Genomic DNA, 18,074 nt, shown 5'->3' on the forward strand with positions numbered 1-18,074 from the left:
CGGCCGGCCCAGGGCCGGACAACAGCCGTGTTACCAACCCAGACCGATGCGCAGGGCCAGCATCACGGCCGTGCCGCTGATGATGGTGCCCAGGATGCCGCCGCGCCAGAGGAAATAGGCCGTGCCCACGGCGGTGGCATAGAGCCGCGCGTCCTTCCAGGTGCTGATCAGCTGGCCATTGCTCATCACGATCTCGGGCACGATCACGGCCGCCAGCGCGGCCAGGGGCGCATAGCGCAGGCCGTCCTTGAGCCAGTCTGGCAGGGGCAGCTCCTGCTGCGGAATCAGGAAGAAGGCCCGGGTCAAGAGGGTGATCAGGCCCATGCCCAGGATGGCCAACACGGTTTCCCAAGTGCTCATGCGGACCTCCTCTTCTCCGGCAACCATTTCTCCAGCAGCAGGCCGGCGGTCACGGCGGCGGCAATCGCCACCAGGATGTTCAGGCGCAGCGGCAGGGCATAGGCCGCCACCGCCGCACAGCCGGCCACGGCGGCCGAGACCCAGGTGTTGCGGTCCTTCAGCAAGGAGTAGGACAGGCCCAGCAGGGCCAGCACGCCCGCGAAGCCCAGGCCCCACTGCGTGGGCACATGGTTGGCCAGCAGGATGCCGGCCACCGAGGGGATCTGCCAGGCACACCAGTTCAGCGCCACGCCCCCCCAGAAATAGGGCAGCTGCTCCGGCGCGGGCTGCCCGTCCGGAAAACGCTTGAGAAAGGCCACATAGTTCAGGTCCGCCGCGAAATAGGCGATCCGCAGGCGCTGCGCCCGGGGCAGGTGGCCAAAGTACTGGCGCCACTGGGCGCTGAAGATCACGAAGCGCAGGTTCACGCAGAAGGCCGTGGCCCAGAGCACCCACATCGGGGCCCCGGCCGCAATCAGGGGCAAAGCCGCCAGCTGCGAGCTGCCGGCGAACACCACAAAGCTCATCAAGAGGGCCAGGGGTACGGACAGGCCGCTCTTCACCATGGCCACGCCCGTCACCAGCCCCCAGGCCGAGATGCCCAGGGTGATGCTCATCATGTCCCGCGCCCCCCGGCGGAACTCGGGGTGCTGCACGATGGCGCGGTGCGGGAGACTCATGCCCCGATTGTCGGGGGCGCCGCGGTTTCGTGGGCGCGCGCCTGTGCGCTAGGCGATCCAGCGCCCGCGCCCATCAACGGGTCAAGGGCTTGACGGTGCCGCTGCCGGCCACCGAACTGCTGATCTGGGCGCTGCCACGGTAGCGCACATCGCCCGAGCCGGCGATCGAGGCCTTGAGCTGCTTGTTGGCCTGGACCTGCACATCGCCGCTGCCCGCCACACTGACTCGGACCTCGTCCGCGGCCAGCTCGGCCGCCTTCACATCGCCGCTGCCGGCCACGGAGACCTTGAGGGCATTGACCCGGCCTTGAGCCTGGATATCGCCCGAGCCCGCAACACTGAAGGAGGCCTCCTCGCCGAAGAACTCGCTGATCAGCACATCGCCCGAGCCGGCGACGGCCACCTCCAGGCGCGGCGTCTTCATGCCCTCCACCCGCACGTCGCCGCTGCCGTCCACGGCCAGGCGACGCAGCACGAGCATGCCCACATTGATCTGCACGGGCTGGCGGCTGCTGACGCGATAGCCGCTCTTGGGCGCAATCTCCAGGGTCTTGAGCCCCCCCTTGCTCTCCACCACACGGGTCTCGATATAGGGCAGCAGATTCTTGTCGGCCGTGATCTCCAGCGTGTCGGCCCCGGCCTGGCGCACCTTGAGCTTGAAGTTGCCGCTCAGGCGTAAGGCCTCGAAGCCTCCCGGCGTACGACTCTCGCTGACCGGCTCGCCATTGCCGTCCACGCGCTCAGCATTGCCCCAGGACCAGGCTTGGGCGCTGACGCCCAGGCCCAGAGCCAGAGCTCCGAGCACGAGATGGCGACGAGTCTTGCTGCGAATCATGGTGGGCCTCCTGTGCCTGCATCTGTTATCGATGCAGCGCATCTTGCCCGGCCGTAGCGCCCCCTGCCCCCCAAACTGCGACCAAGTGCAGGTCGAGGCGACCGAACTGCGTCTCAGCTTGACTTGCTGCTGCGCTCGCGAGCCGCGCCCTTGGGCTCGGTCTCGATGGCCTCGTCACTGACGGCCGGCTTGGAGGCGCCGGGCCGCGGCACCTGGGGCGTCACGCCCTCCAGCTTGTTCTCGCGCATGTATTCATCCATCTCGCGCCAGCCGGCGAACACCGCCGCCTTCTGCGCCTTGGGATTGAGCACATAGCAGTCCTCGATGGCACGCATGGCATGGCGGCAGGCGCTGCCCACGGCCTTGCCCTCGGCCTCCTTGGCGGCCGCGACCTTGGCCGGATCCTCGATGCCCAGCTGCTCGCAGCCGGCCAGCAGCAGGGCCAGGCCGGGGAGCCATATCGTGAGCGAGAGGGGTGCGCGCTTCATCGCTGGATTATCGGCAGACGGGGTCGGGTCTTGAGTCGGCCGCCACCGGCGGGCCTCAGCGGCCGTTGCCGTTGGCCAGGGCCATCAGGCGCGCGATACGCTCCTCAGTGGCCGGGTGGGTGCTGAACAGGCCCTTGAGGCCGCCGCCCGAAAGCGGGTTCATGATCATCATCTGCGCCGTCTCGGGATGGCGCTCGGCGGCCTGCATCGGTATGCCCTGGGCATAGCGCTGGATCTTGTCCAGGGCCGAGGCCAGGGCACGCGGATCGCCCGAGATCTCGGCGCCGCCGCGGTCGGCCTCGAACTCGCGCGCACGGCTGATGGCCATCTGTATCAGGCTGGCCGCGATGGGCGCCAGGATGGCCACCAGCAGACCCACGATGGGGTTGGCCGGCCGGCCCTCGCTGTCGCGCGGGCTGAAGAACATGGCGAAATTGGCCAGCATGGAGATGGCACCGGCCATGGTGGCGCTGACCGTGGAGATCAGGATGTCGCGGTGCTTCACATGGGCCAGCTCATGCGCCATCACGCCGCGCAGCTCGCGCTCGGAGAGCACGCGCATGATGCCCGTGGTCGCCGCCACGGCGGCATGCTCGGGGTTGCGGCCGGTGGCGAAGGCGTTGGGGGCGTTCTCGTCGATGATGTAGACCTTGGGCATGGGCAGCTGGGCCTTGGCGGCCAGCTCCTGCACCATGGCGTAGAACTGTGGCGCCGTGCTCGCGTCCACCTCGCGGGCGTTGTACATCTTCAGCACCATCTTGTCCGAGAACCAGTAGCTGAAGAAGTTCATGCCCAGGGCCACCACCAGGGCCAGCATCATGCCCTGCTGCCCGCCCAGCAAGGAGCCGATGGCCATGAACAAGGCGGTGATGGCGGCCATCAGGATGGCGGTCTTCATCAGATTGAACATGGTCTATCCTCCTGGAGTTAGCGCAGTGTAGATGGGGCGGGTCCTCGGCAATTCAAGCCAGACGGCTGCCCGGCGCCAGGGGGCGAGACTGCAGGAAAGCCGCGGCCCCCAGGCGCTTGCCGCCGGCGCGCTGCAGCTCCAGCAGGCGCAGCGCGCCCTGGCCACAGGCCACCAGCAGCCCGCCGGCATCGGCCGCCAGCACCTCGCCGGGCTCGCCCCGGCCCTCGGCCGGCTCGGCCCGCCAGATCTTGAGGGTCTCGCCCTCCAGCTGGGCCTGGCCGCCCGGGAAGGGATCAAAAGCGCGCAAACGGCGCGCGATCTGGGCGGCATCCTGCCGCCAGTCGATCGCGCTCTCGGCCTTCTCGATCTTGTGGGCGTAGCTCACGCCGGCCTCGGGCTGGGGCGTGGCCTGCAGCCCCCCACAGGCGGCCAGTTCCAGGGCCTCGACGATCAGGCGCCCGCCCAGGGCGGCCAGTCGGTCGTGCAGGCTGGCGGTCGTGTCCTCGGCGCGGATGGGCTCGCGCTCGATCAGCAGCATGTCGCCGGTGTCCAGGCCCGCATCCATCTGCATGATGGTGATGCCGGTCTCGGCGTCGCCGGCCTCGATGGCGCGGTGGATGGGCGCGGCGCCGCGCCAGCGCGGCAGCAAGGAGGCGTGGATGTTCAGGCAGCCCAGACGCGGCAGGTCCAGCACCCATTGCGGCAGGATCAGGCCGTAGGCGGCCACCACCATCACATCGGGGCGGGCGTCCAGCAGGGCCTGGCGGCCGGCCTCGGCCTCCTCGGGGAATTTGCCATCCAGACGCAGGCTGCGCGGCTGGGCCACGGCCACGCCCTGCTCCAGGGCGAACTGCTTGACCGGCGACGCCTGCAGCTTCATGCCACGGCCGGCGGGCCGGTCGGGCTGGGTCAGCACCAACGGGATCTCGAAGCCCGCGGCCTGCAGGCGCTCCAGCGCCACCCGGGCGAACTCGGGCGTACCGGCAAAGACGACGCGCATCGCGGCGGCCTCAGCGGCGGCGGGCCTGAGCGGCCTGCTGCTCCTCGCGGCTCTTCTTGACCAGCTTGGTCTTGATGCGCTCGCGCTTGAGCGGGCTCAGGTACTCCACGAAAACCTTGCCCATCAGATGGTCCATCTCATGCTGCACGCAGACGGCCAGCAGGCCCTCGGCCTCGAATTCATAGGTCTTGCCCTCGCGGTCGAGGGCGCGCACCTTGACCTTGGTGTGGCGGGGCACCTTGTCGTAGATGGTGGGCACGGAGAGGCAGCCCTCCTCGCCCTCGCTCATCTGGGTGCTGGCCTCGATGATCTCGGGGTTGATCAGCACGCGGGGCTCGTTGCGGCCCTCCGACGTGTCCATCACCAGCACGCGCTCGTGCACATCCACCTGGGTGGCGGCCAGGCCCACCCCCTCGGCGGCGTACATGGTTTCCAGCATGTCGTCGGCGAGTTGCTGGATGCGCGCATCGACCGCCGCCACCGGCTTGGCCACGGTGTGCAGACGGGCATCGGGATAACGCAGGATATTCAGGATCGCCATGGACAGGATCTTCAGGGTTGGACCGGCGCTGTGGATTGCACACAACGCCGCGTTTGTAAGCGCTTGCAAGAGGCCCATCGGGTGGAGCGCATTCATTGCGACCACCTGTGAATCTGGGCAGAATCCCCTCAAGCCAGGCCGGATTTTCGCCGATCTTGGAATGAGCCTCCAGGATGAGGCTCTATCACCCCTTTTCAATGAGACAGCGCCAGCCCGGAAGCCGCGGGCCTCGCGGCGCGGGAGCGAGCTTGATGACCCAGAGGCGGCACTACAGCCAGTTCATGCCCCTGCTGCCCCTGGCGGCGGCCCTGCTGACAACGCCCGCCCTGGCGGCCAACTACCCCATCACCGCCAACCAACGCCAGACCGCCGAGCAGGTCGCCCAGGCCGGCGTGCCCTTGTCGGAGCTCGCGCCCAACGCGCCCGACGCTCACACCGTCAAACCCGGTGACACGCTGTGGGACATCTCCAAGCTCTTTCTCACCAGCCCCTGGCGCTGGCCCGAGCTCTGGGGCATGAACCGCGAGCAGATCAACAACCCCCATCTGATCTACCCGGGACAGGTGCTGGTGCTGGTCAAGCGCGATGGACGCGCCCAGCTTCAGCTCGCCCAGGCCCACGGGAGCAGCGCTCCCGACGGCACGGTCAAGCTGAGCCCGCAGATCCGGTCCAGCCAGCAGGACGCGAACCCCATCACGGCCATCCCGCAGCATCTGATCGAGCCCTTCCTGAACGAGGCCATCGTTTTCGACAGCGATGAGCTGGCGACGGCGCCGCGCATCGTGGCGGCCCAGGAGGGGCGCGTCATGCTGTCCAAGGGCGATATAGCTTATGCCCGCGGCGAACTGAGCCAGGTCAAGGACTACCGGGTTTTCCGCAGCGCACGCCCGCTGCGGGACCCCAGCACCCGCGAGATCCTGGGCTACGAGGCGCCCTACCTGGGCACGGCCGAGCTCACCCGCGCCGGCGAGAACCGCGAGCAGGCCAATGGCAAGACCGAGATCGTCCCGGCCACCCTGCGCATCATGTCCAACAAGCAGGAAATCGGCGTGGGTGATCGGCTCTCGCCCGTGCCGCAGCGCAACTTCTCGCGCTATGTCCCGCATGCACCGGCCCAGCCCATCTCCGGTCAGATCGTTTCCGTCTATGGCGACGCCCTGAGCGCGGGCCAGAACCAGATCGTGGCCTTGAATCGGGGCTCTCGCGACGGGCTGGAACGCGGCCATGTGCTGGCTCTCTGGCGCGACGGACGGCGGGTGACCGATCGCACCGCGGAAAAGCGCGAGGAGATCAAGCTGCCGGACGAGCGGCACGGCGTGCTCTTCGTGTTCCAGACCTATTCGCGCGTGTCCTACGCCCTGATCATCTCCGTCCAGGAACCCGTGGGCGCGGGTGACCGCTTCACCCAGCCCTGACCCAGGCGGCGCCATCATGGAGCGCCGCGAACTTGCCGCCTGGCTACGCTTGCAGCTCACGCCGGGCCTTGGATCTGCCGCCCAGCGCCGCCTGCTGGCCGCACTGGGCACGCCCGAGCAGATCCTGGCCGCCCCGCCTGCGGCCCATCGCAGCGTGCTGACACCGGCCGTGGCCGCCGCCCTGGCGCAGGAGCCGCCGGGGCTGGCGGAACTGCTGGACCGCAGCTGGAACTGGTTGCAGGCCTCGCCCCGCCGCCAGCTACTCAGCCTGGGTGATGCCCGCTATCCCGCCTCCCTGCTCCAGACCGCCGACCCACCGCCCCTGCTCTACGCGGAGGGCCAGCTGGATTGGCTGCATGTGCCCGCGCTGGCCATTGTTGGCAGCCGGCGCCCCACCGCCCAGGGGCGGGATACGGCTCGCGAACTGGCTCACGACCTGGCCGAGGCCGGCCTGTGCATCGTCTCCGGCCTGGCACTGGGCATAGACGGCGCCGCGCATGAGGGGGCACTGCAAGGCGGCGGCGGCACCATCGCCGTGCTGGGCACCGGACTGGACCGGCTGTATCCCCCCACGCACCGCGCCCTCGGCCTGCGCATCGCCGAGCAGGGTCTGCTGCTCAGCGAATACCCGCCGGGCACGCCGCCACTGCCCGCCCATTTCCCGCGGCGCAACCGCATCATTGCCGGCCTGAGTCAGGGCTGCCTGGTGGTTGAAGCAGCCCTGCAGTCGGGATCCCTGATCACAGCCCGCCTGGCGGCCGAGGCGGGGCGCGAGGTCTTTGCCGTGCCGGGCTCCATCCATGCCGCGCAGAGCCGTGGCTGCCACGCCCTGCTGCGAGAGGGCGCCAAGCTGGTGGAAACCGCCCTGGATGTGCTGGAAGAGCTGCACCCGACCCGGCCCCGCCCGCCTCGCGGCCCGGCCGCGCGTGCCACACCCCTCGTCGAGCCCGCCAGCCCCGCCCCCCAGCTCCCGCCGACCCTGGAAGCGGTGCTGGCGGCCATGGGTCACGACCCGGTCAGCCTGGATGCGCTGCAGGCTCGCGGCGGCTGGCCCACCGGTGAGCTGAATGCCCTGTTGCTGGAGCTGGAGCTGGCCGGTGCGGTGGCCCGCCTGCCAGGCTCCCTGTTCCAGCGCCGCGCCCAGGGCTGAAACCGGGGCGATCCGCCGCTAGTCGACGGCCGAACTGCGCGGTTTTCGCGCGGCTGTTGGCGTCCCGGGGCTTTTGGGGGGTGGGTTATAGTGCTTGCATGTTCGACGTGCTGGTCTATCTCTACGAAACCTATTGGCGCCCGGACGCCTGCCCGGACCACGCCCAGCTGACCCGCAAGCTCTCTGCCGTCGGCTTCGAACGCGATGAAATTCAGGAGGCCCTGTCCTGGCTGGACGGGCTGGCCGCGACGGCCGGCAGCCATCAGGGCGAACAGGGCCGGCTCAGCCTGCGCGTCTACTCCAAGGACGAGCTGGAGCACCTGGGCGAGGCCTCGGTGGGCTTCATCAGCTTTCTGGAATCGGCCGGCGTGCTGCCGCCGCCCATGCGTGAGATTGTGGTCGATCGTGCCATGGCCATTCCCGGCGCCCCGCTGGATCTGGAGGACCTGAAGATCATCGTGCTGATGGTCTTCTGGAGCCTGGGCGAGGAGCCCGACGCCCTGATCCTGGACGAGCTCTTCGTCGCGCCGGAAGAGCGCTTGATCCACTGAAACCTGGCAGGCGGCTGTTGTCGCCCTCCCGCCCCACCCGCTAGTTCAGCAAGCGACTGGGATCCGCATCCAGCTTGGCCAGGGCATTGCGCGTGGCCTTGACGGTCAGGGCCTCGTCCTGAGCCGGCAACAGCAGGCCGGCCTGCAGGAAGGCCGCCAGGCGGCTGAGCTGGAAGAGCACGCCGCGCCCCTGAGGCGAGACAAAGAGCGTGAGCTGGTGGCGCATGCCGCGCCAGGCCAGCTGCACGGCCTCGTTCCGCCCCCGATAGTCCAGCATGTACCAGCTGCCCACCTGCAGCTCCCGGGCCCAGGCCAGCATGGCCGGCGTGGGGGTGGAGCCGCCCTCGGCCACCACCTCCAGATCCTCGCTTTCATGGCCCGAGAGGTCGCGCACCAGCGACTCGTTGATCTCCAGGCCCCCCTCGGGCAGCAGGGCCTCCAGGGCCTGGAGCTGATCCATCAGCTCCTCCAGACGCTCGCGCGGGATGGTGGCGGCCTTGGCCGTGAAGGCGGCCGCCAGGGAGTTGTTGAGGGCGCGAATCTGCTCGTCCTGCTTGCTGGCGGGCAGGCCGGCCTGGCCCATGCCATCGCGCAGGGTCTTGAGCAGGGGCGGCAGCCGGCGGATCACCTCGGCCCGCTCCTCACGCGAGACCTTGGCGCTGGCGGACCAGATGAGGTCGGCTGCCGCGCGCTTCATGGCCTTGGTCTCCTCGGAGTGCGCGGCGGTGCGCACGGCCGTGACCGCCAGCACATCGGCCCACACCTGGAACAGGAACTCACGGACTCCATCCTGCACCGGCACCTCATTGAGCATCTTGCGCAGCTCGATGGTGTACTGGATGGCCAGGGTCTCACGCTGCTCCACCTGCTGGGCCAGGGACACGCCCTTCATGGAGGCCTGGTTCTCGTTCTCGAAGTAGTTATCCAGGAACTTCTCGAATTCGGTGAGCACGGTCTGGAACACACGCCGGCCGGTGTCGGGATAGGCCTCGACCACCTGCACGATGCGCTTGATCTCGCGCTCAAGCGCCTCGCCCACACCGCTGCCGGACTGGGTGTTGAAGCCCATGACACATGCGCCCATGCGGTCGATCAGGGCACGGGCCGGATGGTCGGCCGCGGCAAAGAAGTCGGGCTCGCTAACCGCCACCCGCAGCACCGGCATCTGCAGGCGCGCAAACCAGACCCGCACCGAGGCCGGAATGCGCTCCTCCTGCAGGATGCTCTGAAACAGCAGGGCCACGATTTCGATGGTGGCGCGCTCGGCCGGCGTGCCGGCCGCTTGCTTGAGCACCTGCTTGAAAGCCTGGCTGCGCGCGTTCAGCTCCTCCAGCTGCTGGGCGGCGGGCAACTCGATATCCGGCGCGCTCGCGGCTTGGCTGCGCCTGTGCATGGCTTCCTGCGCGTGATGCATGGCCGCCGCCAGGCGCGAGGGGCGGGCCTGCTCCAGGCTGGGCGGCTGCGACATCAGCACCGTGGGTGCGTGGGAGGTGGGCGTGGCGGCAGCGAAGCCTGGCACCTGGCGGCTGACCACGCGCTGCAGCAAGGCCATGACTTCGCCGGCGGCCGCACTGGCCTGGCTGCGCTGCAGCTCGGTCGGCGCCACCTGCCGCGCCATGAAGGGGGTTTCGCCGGCCGCGTCCGAGGGGCCGCGCCCCGCGGCGCCGCTGCCGCCCGACTCCGCGGTGCGCCGGATAAAGGGGCGCAGATCGACCTCGGGCATCACCCCCTGGTCGATCAGCCAGTGATTGGTCTCGTGATAGGCGCCACCCAGGAGCTGGGCCAACTCAAGGTGCAAGGGCGCCTTGAGCAACTGCCACTCGGACGAGCCCAGGCCGCTGCGATACCAGGCATCCAAGGCCACACTGGCCACCACATGGGCACGCAGCAGATCATCGGTCCCCAGCTCGTCGCGCCCCTCCAGCTGCTGGATGCGGGTGCGCAGATCGGTGAACTCCCAGGACGCCTTGTCCATCATGGCCAGGGCAAGGCGGGAGGCAATGATCTCGCGCTCGATGGTGTCGTCGTCCACCAAAGACAAGGCCGCCGTCAGGCTGCTGGGGCCTTGTGCGGCGGCGGCGCGGGCATCACAGACACCACCGGGCGATGCGGCCTGCCTCAGCCCGGCGGCAAAACCAAGCTGCCAGCCCGGCCCATGCTGGTTCCAGGCCGCCACACCATCACGCCGCGCCTGGGCCACGTGGTACTCGGCGGGCAGCAGCAGCAGTTGCTGGGCGGCCTCGCCCAGGACACTGCCGACCTGCACGATCCCACGTACCAGGGCATCCAGATAGACACGCCGCGCTTGGGAAGCCAGGGCTTGTTGGCGGGCGGCGGTCATGTAGGCGAATAGCGGCGCATCAGGATTTGCAAATGACTCTACACCACCGCTCCGGCGTTGGGATCGTCAGGGTCCTCCTTGTTGACCGGACCCTTGATCAGATCCTCGCGCTTGACGCCCAGCCACATGGCGATCGCTGCGGCCACGAACACGGAGGAGTAGATGCCGAAGCAGATGCCGATGGTCAGGGCCAGGGCAAAGTGGTGCAGGGTCGGACCGCCGAAGATCAGCATGGACAGCACCACCAGCTGGGTCGAGCCGTGCGTGATGATGGTGCGGCTCATGGTGGAGGTGATCGCGTGGTCGATCACCTGCGGCGTGTCCAGCTTGCGGTACTTGCGGAAGGCTTCGCGCACCCGGTCAAAGATCACCACCGACTCGTTCACCGAATAGCCCAGCACCGCCAGCACCGCCGCCAGCACCGCCAGCGAGAACTCCCACTGGAAGAAGGCGAAGAAGCCCAGGATGATGATGACGTCGTGCAGGTTGGCGATGATGCCGGCCACGCCGAACTTCCACTCGAAGCGTATGGCCAGGTAGATCACGATGCCCAGCACCGTGAAGCCCAGGGCCTTGGCCGCGTCCCAGGCCAGCTCGGCACCGACGGCCGGACCCACCACCTCGGAGCGCGAGAGCTTGATCGGCTCGACCTGGCTGGCATTGGTGCAGACCGGCTTGCTGATGGCCTCGCCCTTGTCGCTGATCAGCTGGCGCACGCTCACGGTGCCGTCCTCGGCCTTGCAGAGCTCGGCGAAGACCTTGTCCACCACCTCGGTCTGTTTCTCGCCTTCACGCACGGGCAGGCGGATCATCACATCGCGCGAGCTGCCGAAGTTCTGCACCTGAATTTCGCCATAGCCCATCTTCTCAATGGTCTGGCGGATCTTCTCGGTATTGGCGGCTTGCGGCGTCTCGACCTCCATCACCGTCCCGCCGGTGAACTCGATGGAGAAGTGCAGGCCGCGGGTGACCAGGAAGAACACCGCGACGGCAAAGGTGATGAAGGAGATCGCGTTGAACAGCAACGCGTGCTTCATGAACGGGATATCCCGTTTGATGCGGAACAATTCCATGTCTGTGTATCCCTTGCTCAGACCTTGGGGGCCTCAGGCGCCTGGGGCGCCGGCTTCCACACCTGACCGATGGCCAGGGACTTGAGCTTCTTCTTGCGGCCGTACCACAGGTTCACCAAGGCACGGGAGAACACCACCGAGGACAGCAGCGAGGTCAGGATGCCCAGGCAATGCACCACGGCAAAGCCCTTGATGGGACCCGAACCGAAGGCCAGCAGCGCCACGCCCGCGATCAGGGTGGTGACGTTGGAGTCCAGAATGGTGGCGAAGGCACGCTCATAGCCGGCGTGGATGGCGGCCTGCGGACTGGCGCCGTTGCGCAGCTCCTCGCGGATGCGCTCGTTGATCAGCACATTGGAGTCGATGGCCATGCCCAGGGCCAAGGCCATGGCGGCAATGCCGGGCAGGCTCATGGTGGCCTGCAGCATGGACAGCAGGGCCATCAGCAGCAGCAGGTTGAAGCCCAGGGCCAGGGAAGAGAACAGGCCGAAGAGCATGTAGTACACGCACATGAACACGGCAACCGCCACAAAGCCCCAGGTCACGCTGTTGATGCCCTTGGCAATGTTCTCGGCACCCAGGCTGGGGCCGATGGTGCGCTCCTCGATGATCTCCATGGGCGCGGCCAGCGAGCCGGCGCGCAGCAGCAGGGCCGTGTCATTGGCCTCCTGCGTGCTCATGGCGCCAGTGATCTGGAAGCGATTGCCCAGCTCGGAATTGATGCGCGGCGCCGTGACGACTTCACCCTTGCCCTTCTCGAACAGGATGATGGCCATGCGTTTGCCGATGTTCTCGCGCGAGACCTCCTTCATGATGCGGGCGCCCTTGGCGTCCACGGTCAGATTGACCGAAGGGTTCTGGTTCTCGTCGAAGCCGGCCTGGGCGTCGTTCAGGTTGTCACCGGTCAGCACCACCTGGCGCTTGACGATGATGGGGCCGAAGCCGCGGTCCATATAGCGCTCGGTCCCGAAGGGCACGGGGCCGGAGCCGCTGAGTGCGGCTTGGGCCTCGGCGCTGTCGTCCACCATGCGCAGCTCCAGCGTGGCGGTGCGGCCGATGATGTCCTTGGCGCGGGCCGTGTCCTGCACGCCGGGGAGTTGCACGACGATGCGGTCCAGGCCCGATTGCTGGATCACCGGCTCGGTGGTGCCCAGCTCGTTGACGCGGTTGTGCAGTGTGGTGATGTTCTGCTTGAGTGCCGCTTCCTGCACCGCGGCCTGGGCCTGGGGCTTGAGGCTGCCGGTCAGCGCCGGTTCGGCGGCCGAGCCGGTGGGCTCCCACTGAACATCGGGCAGCGAGTCCGTCAGCAGACGGCGGGCAGATTCCAGCGTCTGGGCGTCGCGGAAGGCGACCACCACGCTATTGCCATCCCGGCTGATGCCGGCATGGCGGATGTTCTTTTCGCGCAGCTGGCTGCGCACATCACCGGTCAGGGCATCGGCCTTCTTGGTGAGGGCGGCCTTCATGTCCACCTGCATCAGGAAGTGCACGCCACCACGCAGGTCCAGCCCCAGATACATGGGGAAGGCATGCAGCTTGGACAGCCATTGCGGCGAGCGCGAGAGCAGGTTGAGTGCGACGATGTAGCTCGGATCGGCCGGATCGCGATTGACCGCCTTGGCGATCACGTCCTTGGCCTTGATCTGCGTGTCGGTATCGGCAAAGCGCGCCTTGATCGAGGTGCCGTCAAGCTGCACAAAGTCAGCCTCGATGCCGGCGCTCTTGAGCGCCTCTTCAATCCGGCCCACCATGGCGCTGTCAACCTTGACGGTCACCTTGGCGCTGGAGACCTGAACGGCCGGCGCCTCGCCGAAGAAATTGGGCAGCGTGTAGATGGTGCCGATCAGCAGCGCGACGATCAGCATCGCGTACTTCCACAGCGGGTAACGGTTCATGAGGACATCCTCTGAGGCCTGCGCCTGAAACAAGCCCGGCACCATGAGCTCACGGCGCCGGGCTGGGCGGATGGGGCGCAGCCGCGCCTCATCCTGGTCAAAGTGCTGGAAGTGCTGGGCGGCGAATTACTTGCCGACCGTGCCCTTGGGCAGCACCTGGACCACGGCCGAACGCTGGATCTGGATCTCCACGCCCGTGCTGACTTCCAGGTGCACAAAGCTCTCGCCCAACTTGGCCACCTTGCCCAGCAGGCCACCGGCAGTCACGACCTCATCGCCCTTGGCCAGGGCTTCGATCATGGCCTTGTGCTCCTTCTGGCGCTTCATCTGGGGCCGGATCATGACGAAGTACAGCACCACGAACATCAGCACCAGAGGCAGCAGGCTCAGCAGGCTGGATTCGGTGCTGCCCGCCGCCGGTGCGGCCTGGGCAAAAGCGTTGGAAATAAACACGTCGCTATCCTTTGCTTTGGAAAATGCCGTCTCTGCGGACGGAAGAACCTTCGATTGTATGTGGCCCGCTCCAGGCATCACCCGGCAAACCATCGGTGTGGACCCACCCCCAGGCGGACACCCAGGTCGTTGATCGGCCACCGCGGGCAAGATGGGGTTGACAAGCCGAACTTCAAAAAATATTCTGAAAATATATTTAACAACCGCGGCGCAGCAGATGCGCACACGCGCAAGACTGTGAGCAGCGAGACCAAACGGCGGGTGGCCGACCAAGCCTATGACCTGCTGGAAAGCATGATCGCCACCCTTCAGCTCAAGCCGGGGGCGCCGATTGTCGAGTCCGAGCTGATCGAGCGCATCGGCCTGGGGCGAACGCCGACCCGAGAGGCCCTGATGCGCCTGGTCTCCAACGGCCTGATTGTCCAGCTGCCACGCCGCGGCCTGCGGGTGGGCGATCTGATGCTGGCCGAGCATCTGGATCTGATCGAGGCCCGGCGCGTTCTGGAGCGCCTGATCGCCTGCACCTCCGCCCGCCGCGCCACCCCGGACCAGCGAGACGCACTGCTGCAGCAGGCCCAGGCCATGGTGCTGGCCAGCGAGCGCGACGATCTGAGCGGCTATATGGAGGCCGACCAGGCGCTGGACCGGATCAATCACGCCGCCTGCCGCAGCCCCTTCGCCGTGGCTGCCATCGTGCCCATGGTGATTCAGTGCCGACGCTTCTGGTACGCCTATCGGCACCAGGGTGACACGCGCCAAGGCGCCCAATGCCATCTGGCGCTGGCGCAGGCTATTGCCGCCGGGGACGGCGAGCGAGCCGCTGCCGCCAGCGATGCGCTGATGGACTACCTCCGTAAATTCGCCCAGGCCGTCATCGAATGAACAACACGCCCACCCGCATCATCGACTCCCACACCGGGGGCGAGCCCACGCGCATCATCGTCTCGGGCGGACCGGACTTGGGCGGCGGCTCGATGGCCCAGCGGTTGCAGCGCCTGCGCGAGCAGCACGACGGCTGGCGCCGTGCGGTGGTGAATGAGCCCCGCGGTTCCGATGTCATCGTGGGCGCCCTGCTCTGCGAGCCCGAGTCACCCGAGAGCGTGGCCGGCGTGATCTTCTTCAACAACGTCGGCTATCTGGGCATGTGCGGTCACGGCAGCATCGGCCTGATCGCCACCTTGGCTTATCTGGGCCGCATCCAGCCCGGCACTCACCGCATCGACACGCCGGTAGGCCCCATCAGCGCCGAGCTGCACGCCGATGGCAGCGTCAGCATCGCCAATGTGCCGGCCTATCGCCTAGCCCGGCAGGTACCGGTGCGCCTAGGCTCGCGCGTGCTGCATGGCGATGTGGCCTGGGGTGGCAACTGGTTCTTTCTTTGCGAGGACCATGGCGAGGCCCTGCTGCCCGAACATGTCGAGACCCTCACAACGCTGAGCTGGTCCCTGCGCCAGGCCCTGCGCGAGCAGGGCATCACGGGTGCAGAAGGCGCCGAAATCGATCACATCGAGCTCATCGGCCCGCCGCAGGCCCCCGGCAACCAGGGGCGCAACTTCGTGCTCTGTCCCGGCAAGGCCTATGACCGCAGTCCCTGCGGTACCGGCACCAGTGCCAAGCTGGCCTGCCTGGCCGCCGAAGGCAAGCTGGCCCCGGGCCAGCTCTGGCGCCAGGAAAGCGTGATCGGCAGCGTGTTCGAAGCCAGCTATCAGCCGGGCGAGCAGGGGCAGGTCTTGCCCACCCTGCGGGGCCGCGCCTATGTCAACCTGGACGCCACACTGGTCTTGGACCCTGAGGACCCCTTTGCCTGGGGCCTGCCCGCCAAAGCCTGAGTTCAGGCCGCCTTGCGGGCGGCGCCCAGATAGGTCTCGATCACGCGCGGGTCGCGTGCCAGCTCGGCGGCCGGACCTTCCAGGCCGATCTCGCCGGTCTCCAGCACATAGCCGTAATCGGCGACCTCCAGCGCGGCACGGGCGTTCTGCTCGATCAGCAGGATGGACACGCCGGTCTCGCGCAGGCGCGAGACGATGCGGAAGATCTCCTTGACGATCAGGGGCGCCAGGCCCAGGCTGGGCTCGTCCAGCATCAGCACCTTGGGGCGGGCCATCAGGGCGCGGCCCACGGCCAGCATCTGGCGCTCGCCGCCCGAGAGCGTGCCGGCCAGTTGCTCGCGCCGCTCTTTGAGGCGGGGGAAGAGTTGGTAGACCTGCTCCAGGCCCTCCTTCCAGTCGCGCTGACCCAGCTTCATGGGCCTGAAGCCGCCCAGCACCAGGTTGTCCTCGACGCTCATGGTGGTGAAGAGCTCGCGCTTCTCGGGCACCAGGGCCAGGCCCTTCATCACGCGCGCTTCCAGGCTCAGCGCGCCGATGTCCTCGCCCGCGAACTGCACCTGGCCACGGCTGGGCAGCACACCCATCAGGGCATTGAGCGTGGTGCTCTTGCCCGCGCCATTGGGGCCAATCACGGTGACCACTGCGCCCTCGGGCAGGCGCAGGTTCAAACCCGACAGCACCTCGGCCCGGCCATAGCCGGCGCGCAGGTCCTTGACGTTCAGCAGATCCGCCATCTCAGTGCTCCGTTCCCAGATAGGCCGCGCGCACGGCCGGGCTGGCCTGCACCTCGGCAGGCGTACCCTCGATCAGCTTGGTGCCGAACTCCATCACCACGATGCGGTCGGTCAGGCCCATCACGAACTCCATATCGTGCTCCACCAGCAGGATGCTCATGCCCTCGCGCTTGAGCTGGCGCAGCACCTCGGCCAGGGCCTGCTTCTCCTTGTGGCGCAGGCCGGCGGCGGGCTCGTCCAGCAACAGCAAGGCCGGGTCGGTACACAGGGCGCGCGCGATCTCCATCAGGCGCTGCGGGCCCAGGGCCAGATTGCCGGCCAGCTCGAACATCTTGTCGCCCATGCCGATGCGCTGCAGCTGGCGCTCGGCCTCTGCGAAGAGTCGCTTCTCCTCCTCGCGGTCCAGGCGCAGCATGGCGCGCGCCGTGCTGCTCTGTGAGCGCAGATAGCCGCCCAGGGCTACGTTCTCCAGCACGGTCATGTCGGGAATCATCTTGACGTGCTGGAAGGTGCGCGACATGCCACGGCGCGCGATCTCGCGCGAGGCCAGGCCGCCCACCGCCTGACCGCGGAAACTCACTGCCCCGCTGCTCAGGGGCAGCACGCCCGAGATGAGGTTGAAGGTGGTGCTCTTGCCCGCGCCGTTGGGGCCGATCAGGCCGATGATCTCGCCGGCGCGGATCTGGAAGCTCACATCGTTGACGGCCACCAGGCCACCGAACTGCTTGCGCACCTTGTCCACATCCAGCAGCAGCTCGCCGGGCTGGGGCTTGTCGCGTGCGGCCAGGGGCGCGGCATCGGCCCAGTTGCGCTCGCGCCGCGCCTCGGGCACCCAGCGGGCGAAGAAGCCGCTCAGATAGGGCCACAGGCCCTTGGGTGCGTACTTGAGCATCAGCACCAGGACCACGCCCAGCACGATGATCTCGAAGTTGCCATTGCTGCCCAGCAGGGCCGGCAGCAGCTCCTTGAGCTGGTCCTCGATGATCTTGACCACACCAGCGCCGATGAAGGCGCCCCAGACCGTGCCCACGCCGCCCACCACGGCCATGAACAGGTATTCGATGCCCATCTTCAGCGCGAAGGGGCTGGGGTTCACCGTGCGCTGGAAATGCGCAAACAGCCAGCCCGAGACCGAGGCCAGCAGGGCTGCCAGCACGAAGATCACGACCTTGTAGCGAAAGGTCGAGACGCCCATGGCTTCAGCCATCGTCGTCGCGCCGTTGAGCGCACGTATCGCGCGACCGGGGCGTGAGTCCAGCAGATTGCGCACGCCGAGCGCCGCCAGGATGGCGATGACCCAGATCAGGTAGTAGATGGCGCGACCATCCTGCAGGCTGATGCCCAGGAGCTGTAGCGCCGGCAAGCCCTGGATGCCGTCGTACTTGCCGAGGAACTCCATATTCCCCATCAGGTAGTACAGGCTCAGCGCCCAGGCGATGGTGGCCAGCGGCAGGTAGTGCCCGGACATGCGCAGGGTCAGCAGGGCCAGCACCAGGGCCACGACGGCGGTGATCACGAGCCCCACCAGCAGAGCCAGCCAGGGCGAGACCGCATGGGCGGTACTCAGCACCGCGGTGGTGTAGGCGCCGAGGCCCACGAAGGCCGCCTGGCCGAAGGAGGTCAGGCCGCCGACACCGGTCAGCAGCACCAGGCCCAGGGCCACGAGGGCGAACAGACCGATGTAGTTGAGCTGGGTGATCCAGAACTCCGGCACCGGCAGCAGGGGCAGGACGAACAGCAGGGCAGCGCCCACCAGAGGGAACAACTTGCGCATCTCAGC

At 67.8% G+C, this 18,074-nt stretch carries 18 protein-coding genes; 5 read left to right on the forward strand and 13 right to left on the reverse strand.

Going from position 1 to position 18,074, the window contains the following annotated elements; translation table 11 throughout:
- Positions 1 to 30: 30 nt before the first annotated feature.
- From DFR39_RS16785 to def, 7 genes are all read right to left on the reverse strand, one after another.
- A complete protein-coding gene (locus tag DFR39_RS16785) occupies positions 31 to 360 on the reverse strand; it encodes an AzlD domain-containing protein (protein WP_133605004.1) in 330 nt (109 codons plus the stop codon).
- Positions 357 to 1,079, reverse strand: coding sequence for an AzlC family ABC transporter permease (locus DFR39_RS16790; RefSeq protein ID WP_133605005.1), 723 nt, complete (start codon positions 1,077 to 1,079; stop codon positions 357 to 359). The genes DFR39_RS16785 and DFR39_RS16790 overlap by 4 nt, the downstream gene beginning before the upstream one ends.
- 73 nt (positions 1,080 to 1,152) lie before the next feature.
- The gene (locus DFR39_RS16795; protein WP_162849568.1) at positions 1,153 to 1,914 is read right to left on the reverse strand and encodes a head GIN domain-containing protein; all 762 of its coding nucleotides are present in this window, start codon (positions 1,912 to 1,914) and stop codon (positions 1,153 to 1,155) included.
- A 113-nt stretch (positions 1,915 to 2,027) separates the two neighbouring features.
- Complete coding sequence (locus DFR39_RS16800; protein WP_133605007.1) at positions 2,028 to 2,402, reverse strand: hypothetical protein; 375 nt, start codon at positions 2,400 to 2,402, stop codon at positions 2,028 to 2,030.
- 55 nt (positions 2,403 to 2,457) lie between these two features.
- The gene (gene htpX, locus DFR39_RS16805) at positions 2,458 to 3,312 is read right to left on the reverse strand and encodes a zinc metalloprotease HtpX (RefSeq protein WP_133605008.1); all 855 of its coding nucleotides are present in this window, start codon (positions 3,310 to 3,312) and stop codon (positions 2,458 to 2,460) included.
- A 52-nt stretch (positions 3,313 to 3,364) separates the two neighbouring features.
- On the reverse strand, positions 3,365 to 4,312 hold the full coding sequence (gene fmt, locus DFR39_RS16810) for a methionyl-tRNA formyltransferase (RefSeq protein ID WP_133605009.1): 948 nt from the start codon (positions 4,310 to 4,312) through the stop codon (positions 3,365 to 3,367).
- Between the two features lie 10 nt (positions 4,313 to 4,322).
- Positions 4,323 to 4,853: a peptide deformylase gene (gene def, locus DFR39_RS16815; protein WP_133605010.1), complete on the reverse strand. Its 531-nt coding sequence runs from the start codon at positions 4,851 to 4,853 to the stop codon at positions 4,323 to 4,325.
- Positions 4,854 to 5,104: 251 nt separating this feature from the next.
- Between def and DFR39_RS16820 the strand changes: the two genes are divergently transcribed.
- From DFR39_RS16820 to DFR39_RS16830, 3 genes are all read left to right on the forward strand, one after another.
- Complete coding sequence (locus DFR39_RS16820) at positions 5,105 to 6,268, forward strand: LysM peptidoglycan-binding domain-containing protein (RefSeq protein ID WP_133605011.1); 1,164 nt, start codon at positions 5,105 to 5,107, stop codon at positions 6,266 to 6,268.
- A 16-nt stretch (positions 6,269 to 6,284) separates the two neighbouring features.
- Positions 6,285 to 7,418 carry a DNA-processing protein DprA gene (gene dprA / locus DFR39_RS16825; RefSeq protein ID WP_133605012.1) on the forward strand — a complete coding sequence of 378 codons (1,134 nt, stop codon included), beginning with the start codon at positions 6,285 to 6,287 and terminating at the stop codon, positions 7,416 to 7,418.
- A gap of 98 nt (positions 7,419 to 7,516) precedes the next feature.
- The gene (locus DFR39_RS16830) at positions 7,517 to 7,969 is read left to right on the forward strand and encodes a Smg family protein (RefSeq protein ID WP_133605013.1); all 453 of its coding nucleotides are present in this window, start codon (positions 7,517 to 7,519) and stop codon (positions 7,967 to 7,969) included.
- A 40-nt stretch (positions 7,970 to 8,009) separates the two neighbouring features.
- Here the strand turns inward: DFR39_RS16830 and DFR39_RS16835 are convergent, their stop codons facing one another.
- The 4 genes from DFR39_RS16835 to yajC all read right to left on the reverse strand — a co-directional run bounded on the left by DFR39_RS16835 (position 8,010) and on the right by yajC (position 13,731).
- Positions 8,010 to 10,310: a DUF1631 family protein gene (locus DFR39_RS16835; protein WP_133605014.1), complete on the reverse strand. Its 2,301-nt coding sequence runs from the start codon at positions 10,308 to 10,310 to the stop codon at positions 8,010 to 8,012.
- Positions 10,311 to 10,348: 38 nt separating this feature from the next.
- The gene (gene secF / locus DFR39_RS16840; RefSeq protein WP_133605015.1) at positions 10,349 to 11,383 is read right to left on the reverse strand and encodes a protein translocase subunit SecF; all 1,035 of its coding nucleotides are present in this window, start codon (positions 11,381 to 11,383) and stop codon (positions 10,349 to 10,351) included.
- 17 nt (positions 11,384 to 11,400) lie between these two features.
- Entirely contained in the window at positions 11,401 to 13,278 is a 1,878-nt protein-coding gene (gene secD / locus DFR39_RS16845; RefSeq protein ID WP_133605016.1) for a protein translocase subunit SecD, read from the reverse strand.
- A gap of 126 nt (positions 13,279 to 13,404) precedes the next feature.
- On the reverse strand, positions 13,405 to 13,731 hold the full coding sequence (gene yajC / locus DFR39_RS16850) for a preprotein translocase subunit YajC (protein WP_133605017.1): 327 nt from the start codon (positions 13,729 to 13,731) through the stop codon (positions 13,405 to 13,407).
- A 237-nt stretch (positions 13,732 to 13,968) separates the two neighbouring features.
- Between yajC and DFR39_RS16855 the strand changes: the two genes are divergently transcribed.
- Both DFR39_RS16855 and DFR39_RS16860 read left to right on the forward strand, forming a co-directional pair.
- Entirely contained in the window at positions 13,969 to 14,613 is a 645-nt protein-coding gene (locus DFR39_RS16855; RefSeq protein WP_281277267.1) for a GntR family transcriptional regulator, read from the forward strand.
- Entirely contained in the window at positions 14,610 to 15,560 is a 951-nt protein-coding gene (locus DFR39_RS16860) for a proline racemase family protein (protein WP_133605018.1), read from the forward strand. Before DFR39_RS16855 ends, DFR39_RS16860 begins: the two co-directional genes overlap by 4 nt.
- A 2-nt stretch (positions 15,561 to 15,562) precedes the next feature.
- On the opposite strand, the gene DFR39_RS16865 is transcribed toward DFR39_RS16860, so the two are convergent.
- Positions 15,563 to 16,294, reverse strand: coding sequence for an ABC transporter ATP-binding protein (locus DFR39_RS16865; RefSeq protein ID WP_133605019.1), 732 nt, complete (start codon positions 16,292 to 16,294; stop codon positions 15,563 to 15,565).
- A gap of 1 nt (position 16,295) precedes the next feature.
- Complete coding sequence (locus tag DFR39_RS16870) at positions 16,296 to 18,068, reverse strand: branched-chain amino acid ABC transporter ATP-binding protein/permease (protein ID WP_133605020.1); 1,773 nt, start codon at positions 18,066 to 18,068, stop codon at positions 16,296 to 16,298.
- Positions 18,069 to 18,074: the final 6 nt, after the last annotated feature.

The sequence above is a fragment of the Roseateles asaccharophilus genome, from assembly GCF_004362405.1.
GTDB lineage: Bacteria > Pseudomonadota > Gammaproteobacteria > Burkholderiales > Burkholderiaceae_C > Kinneretia > Kinneretia asaccharophila.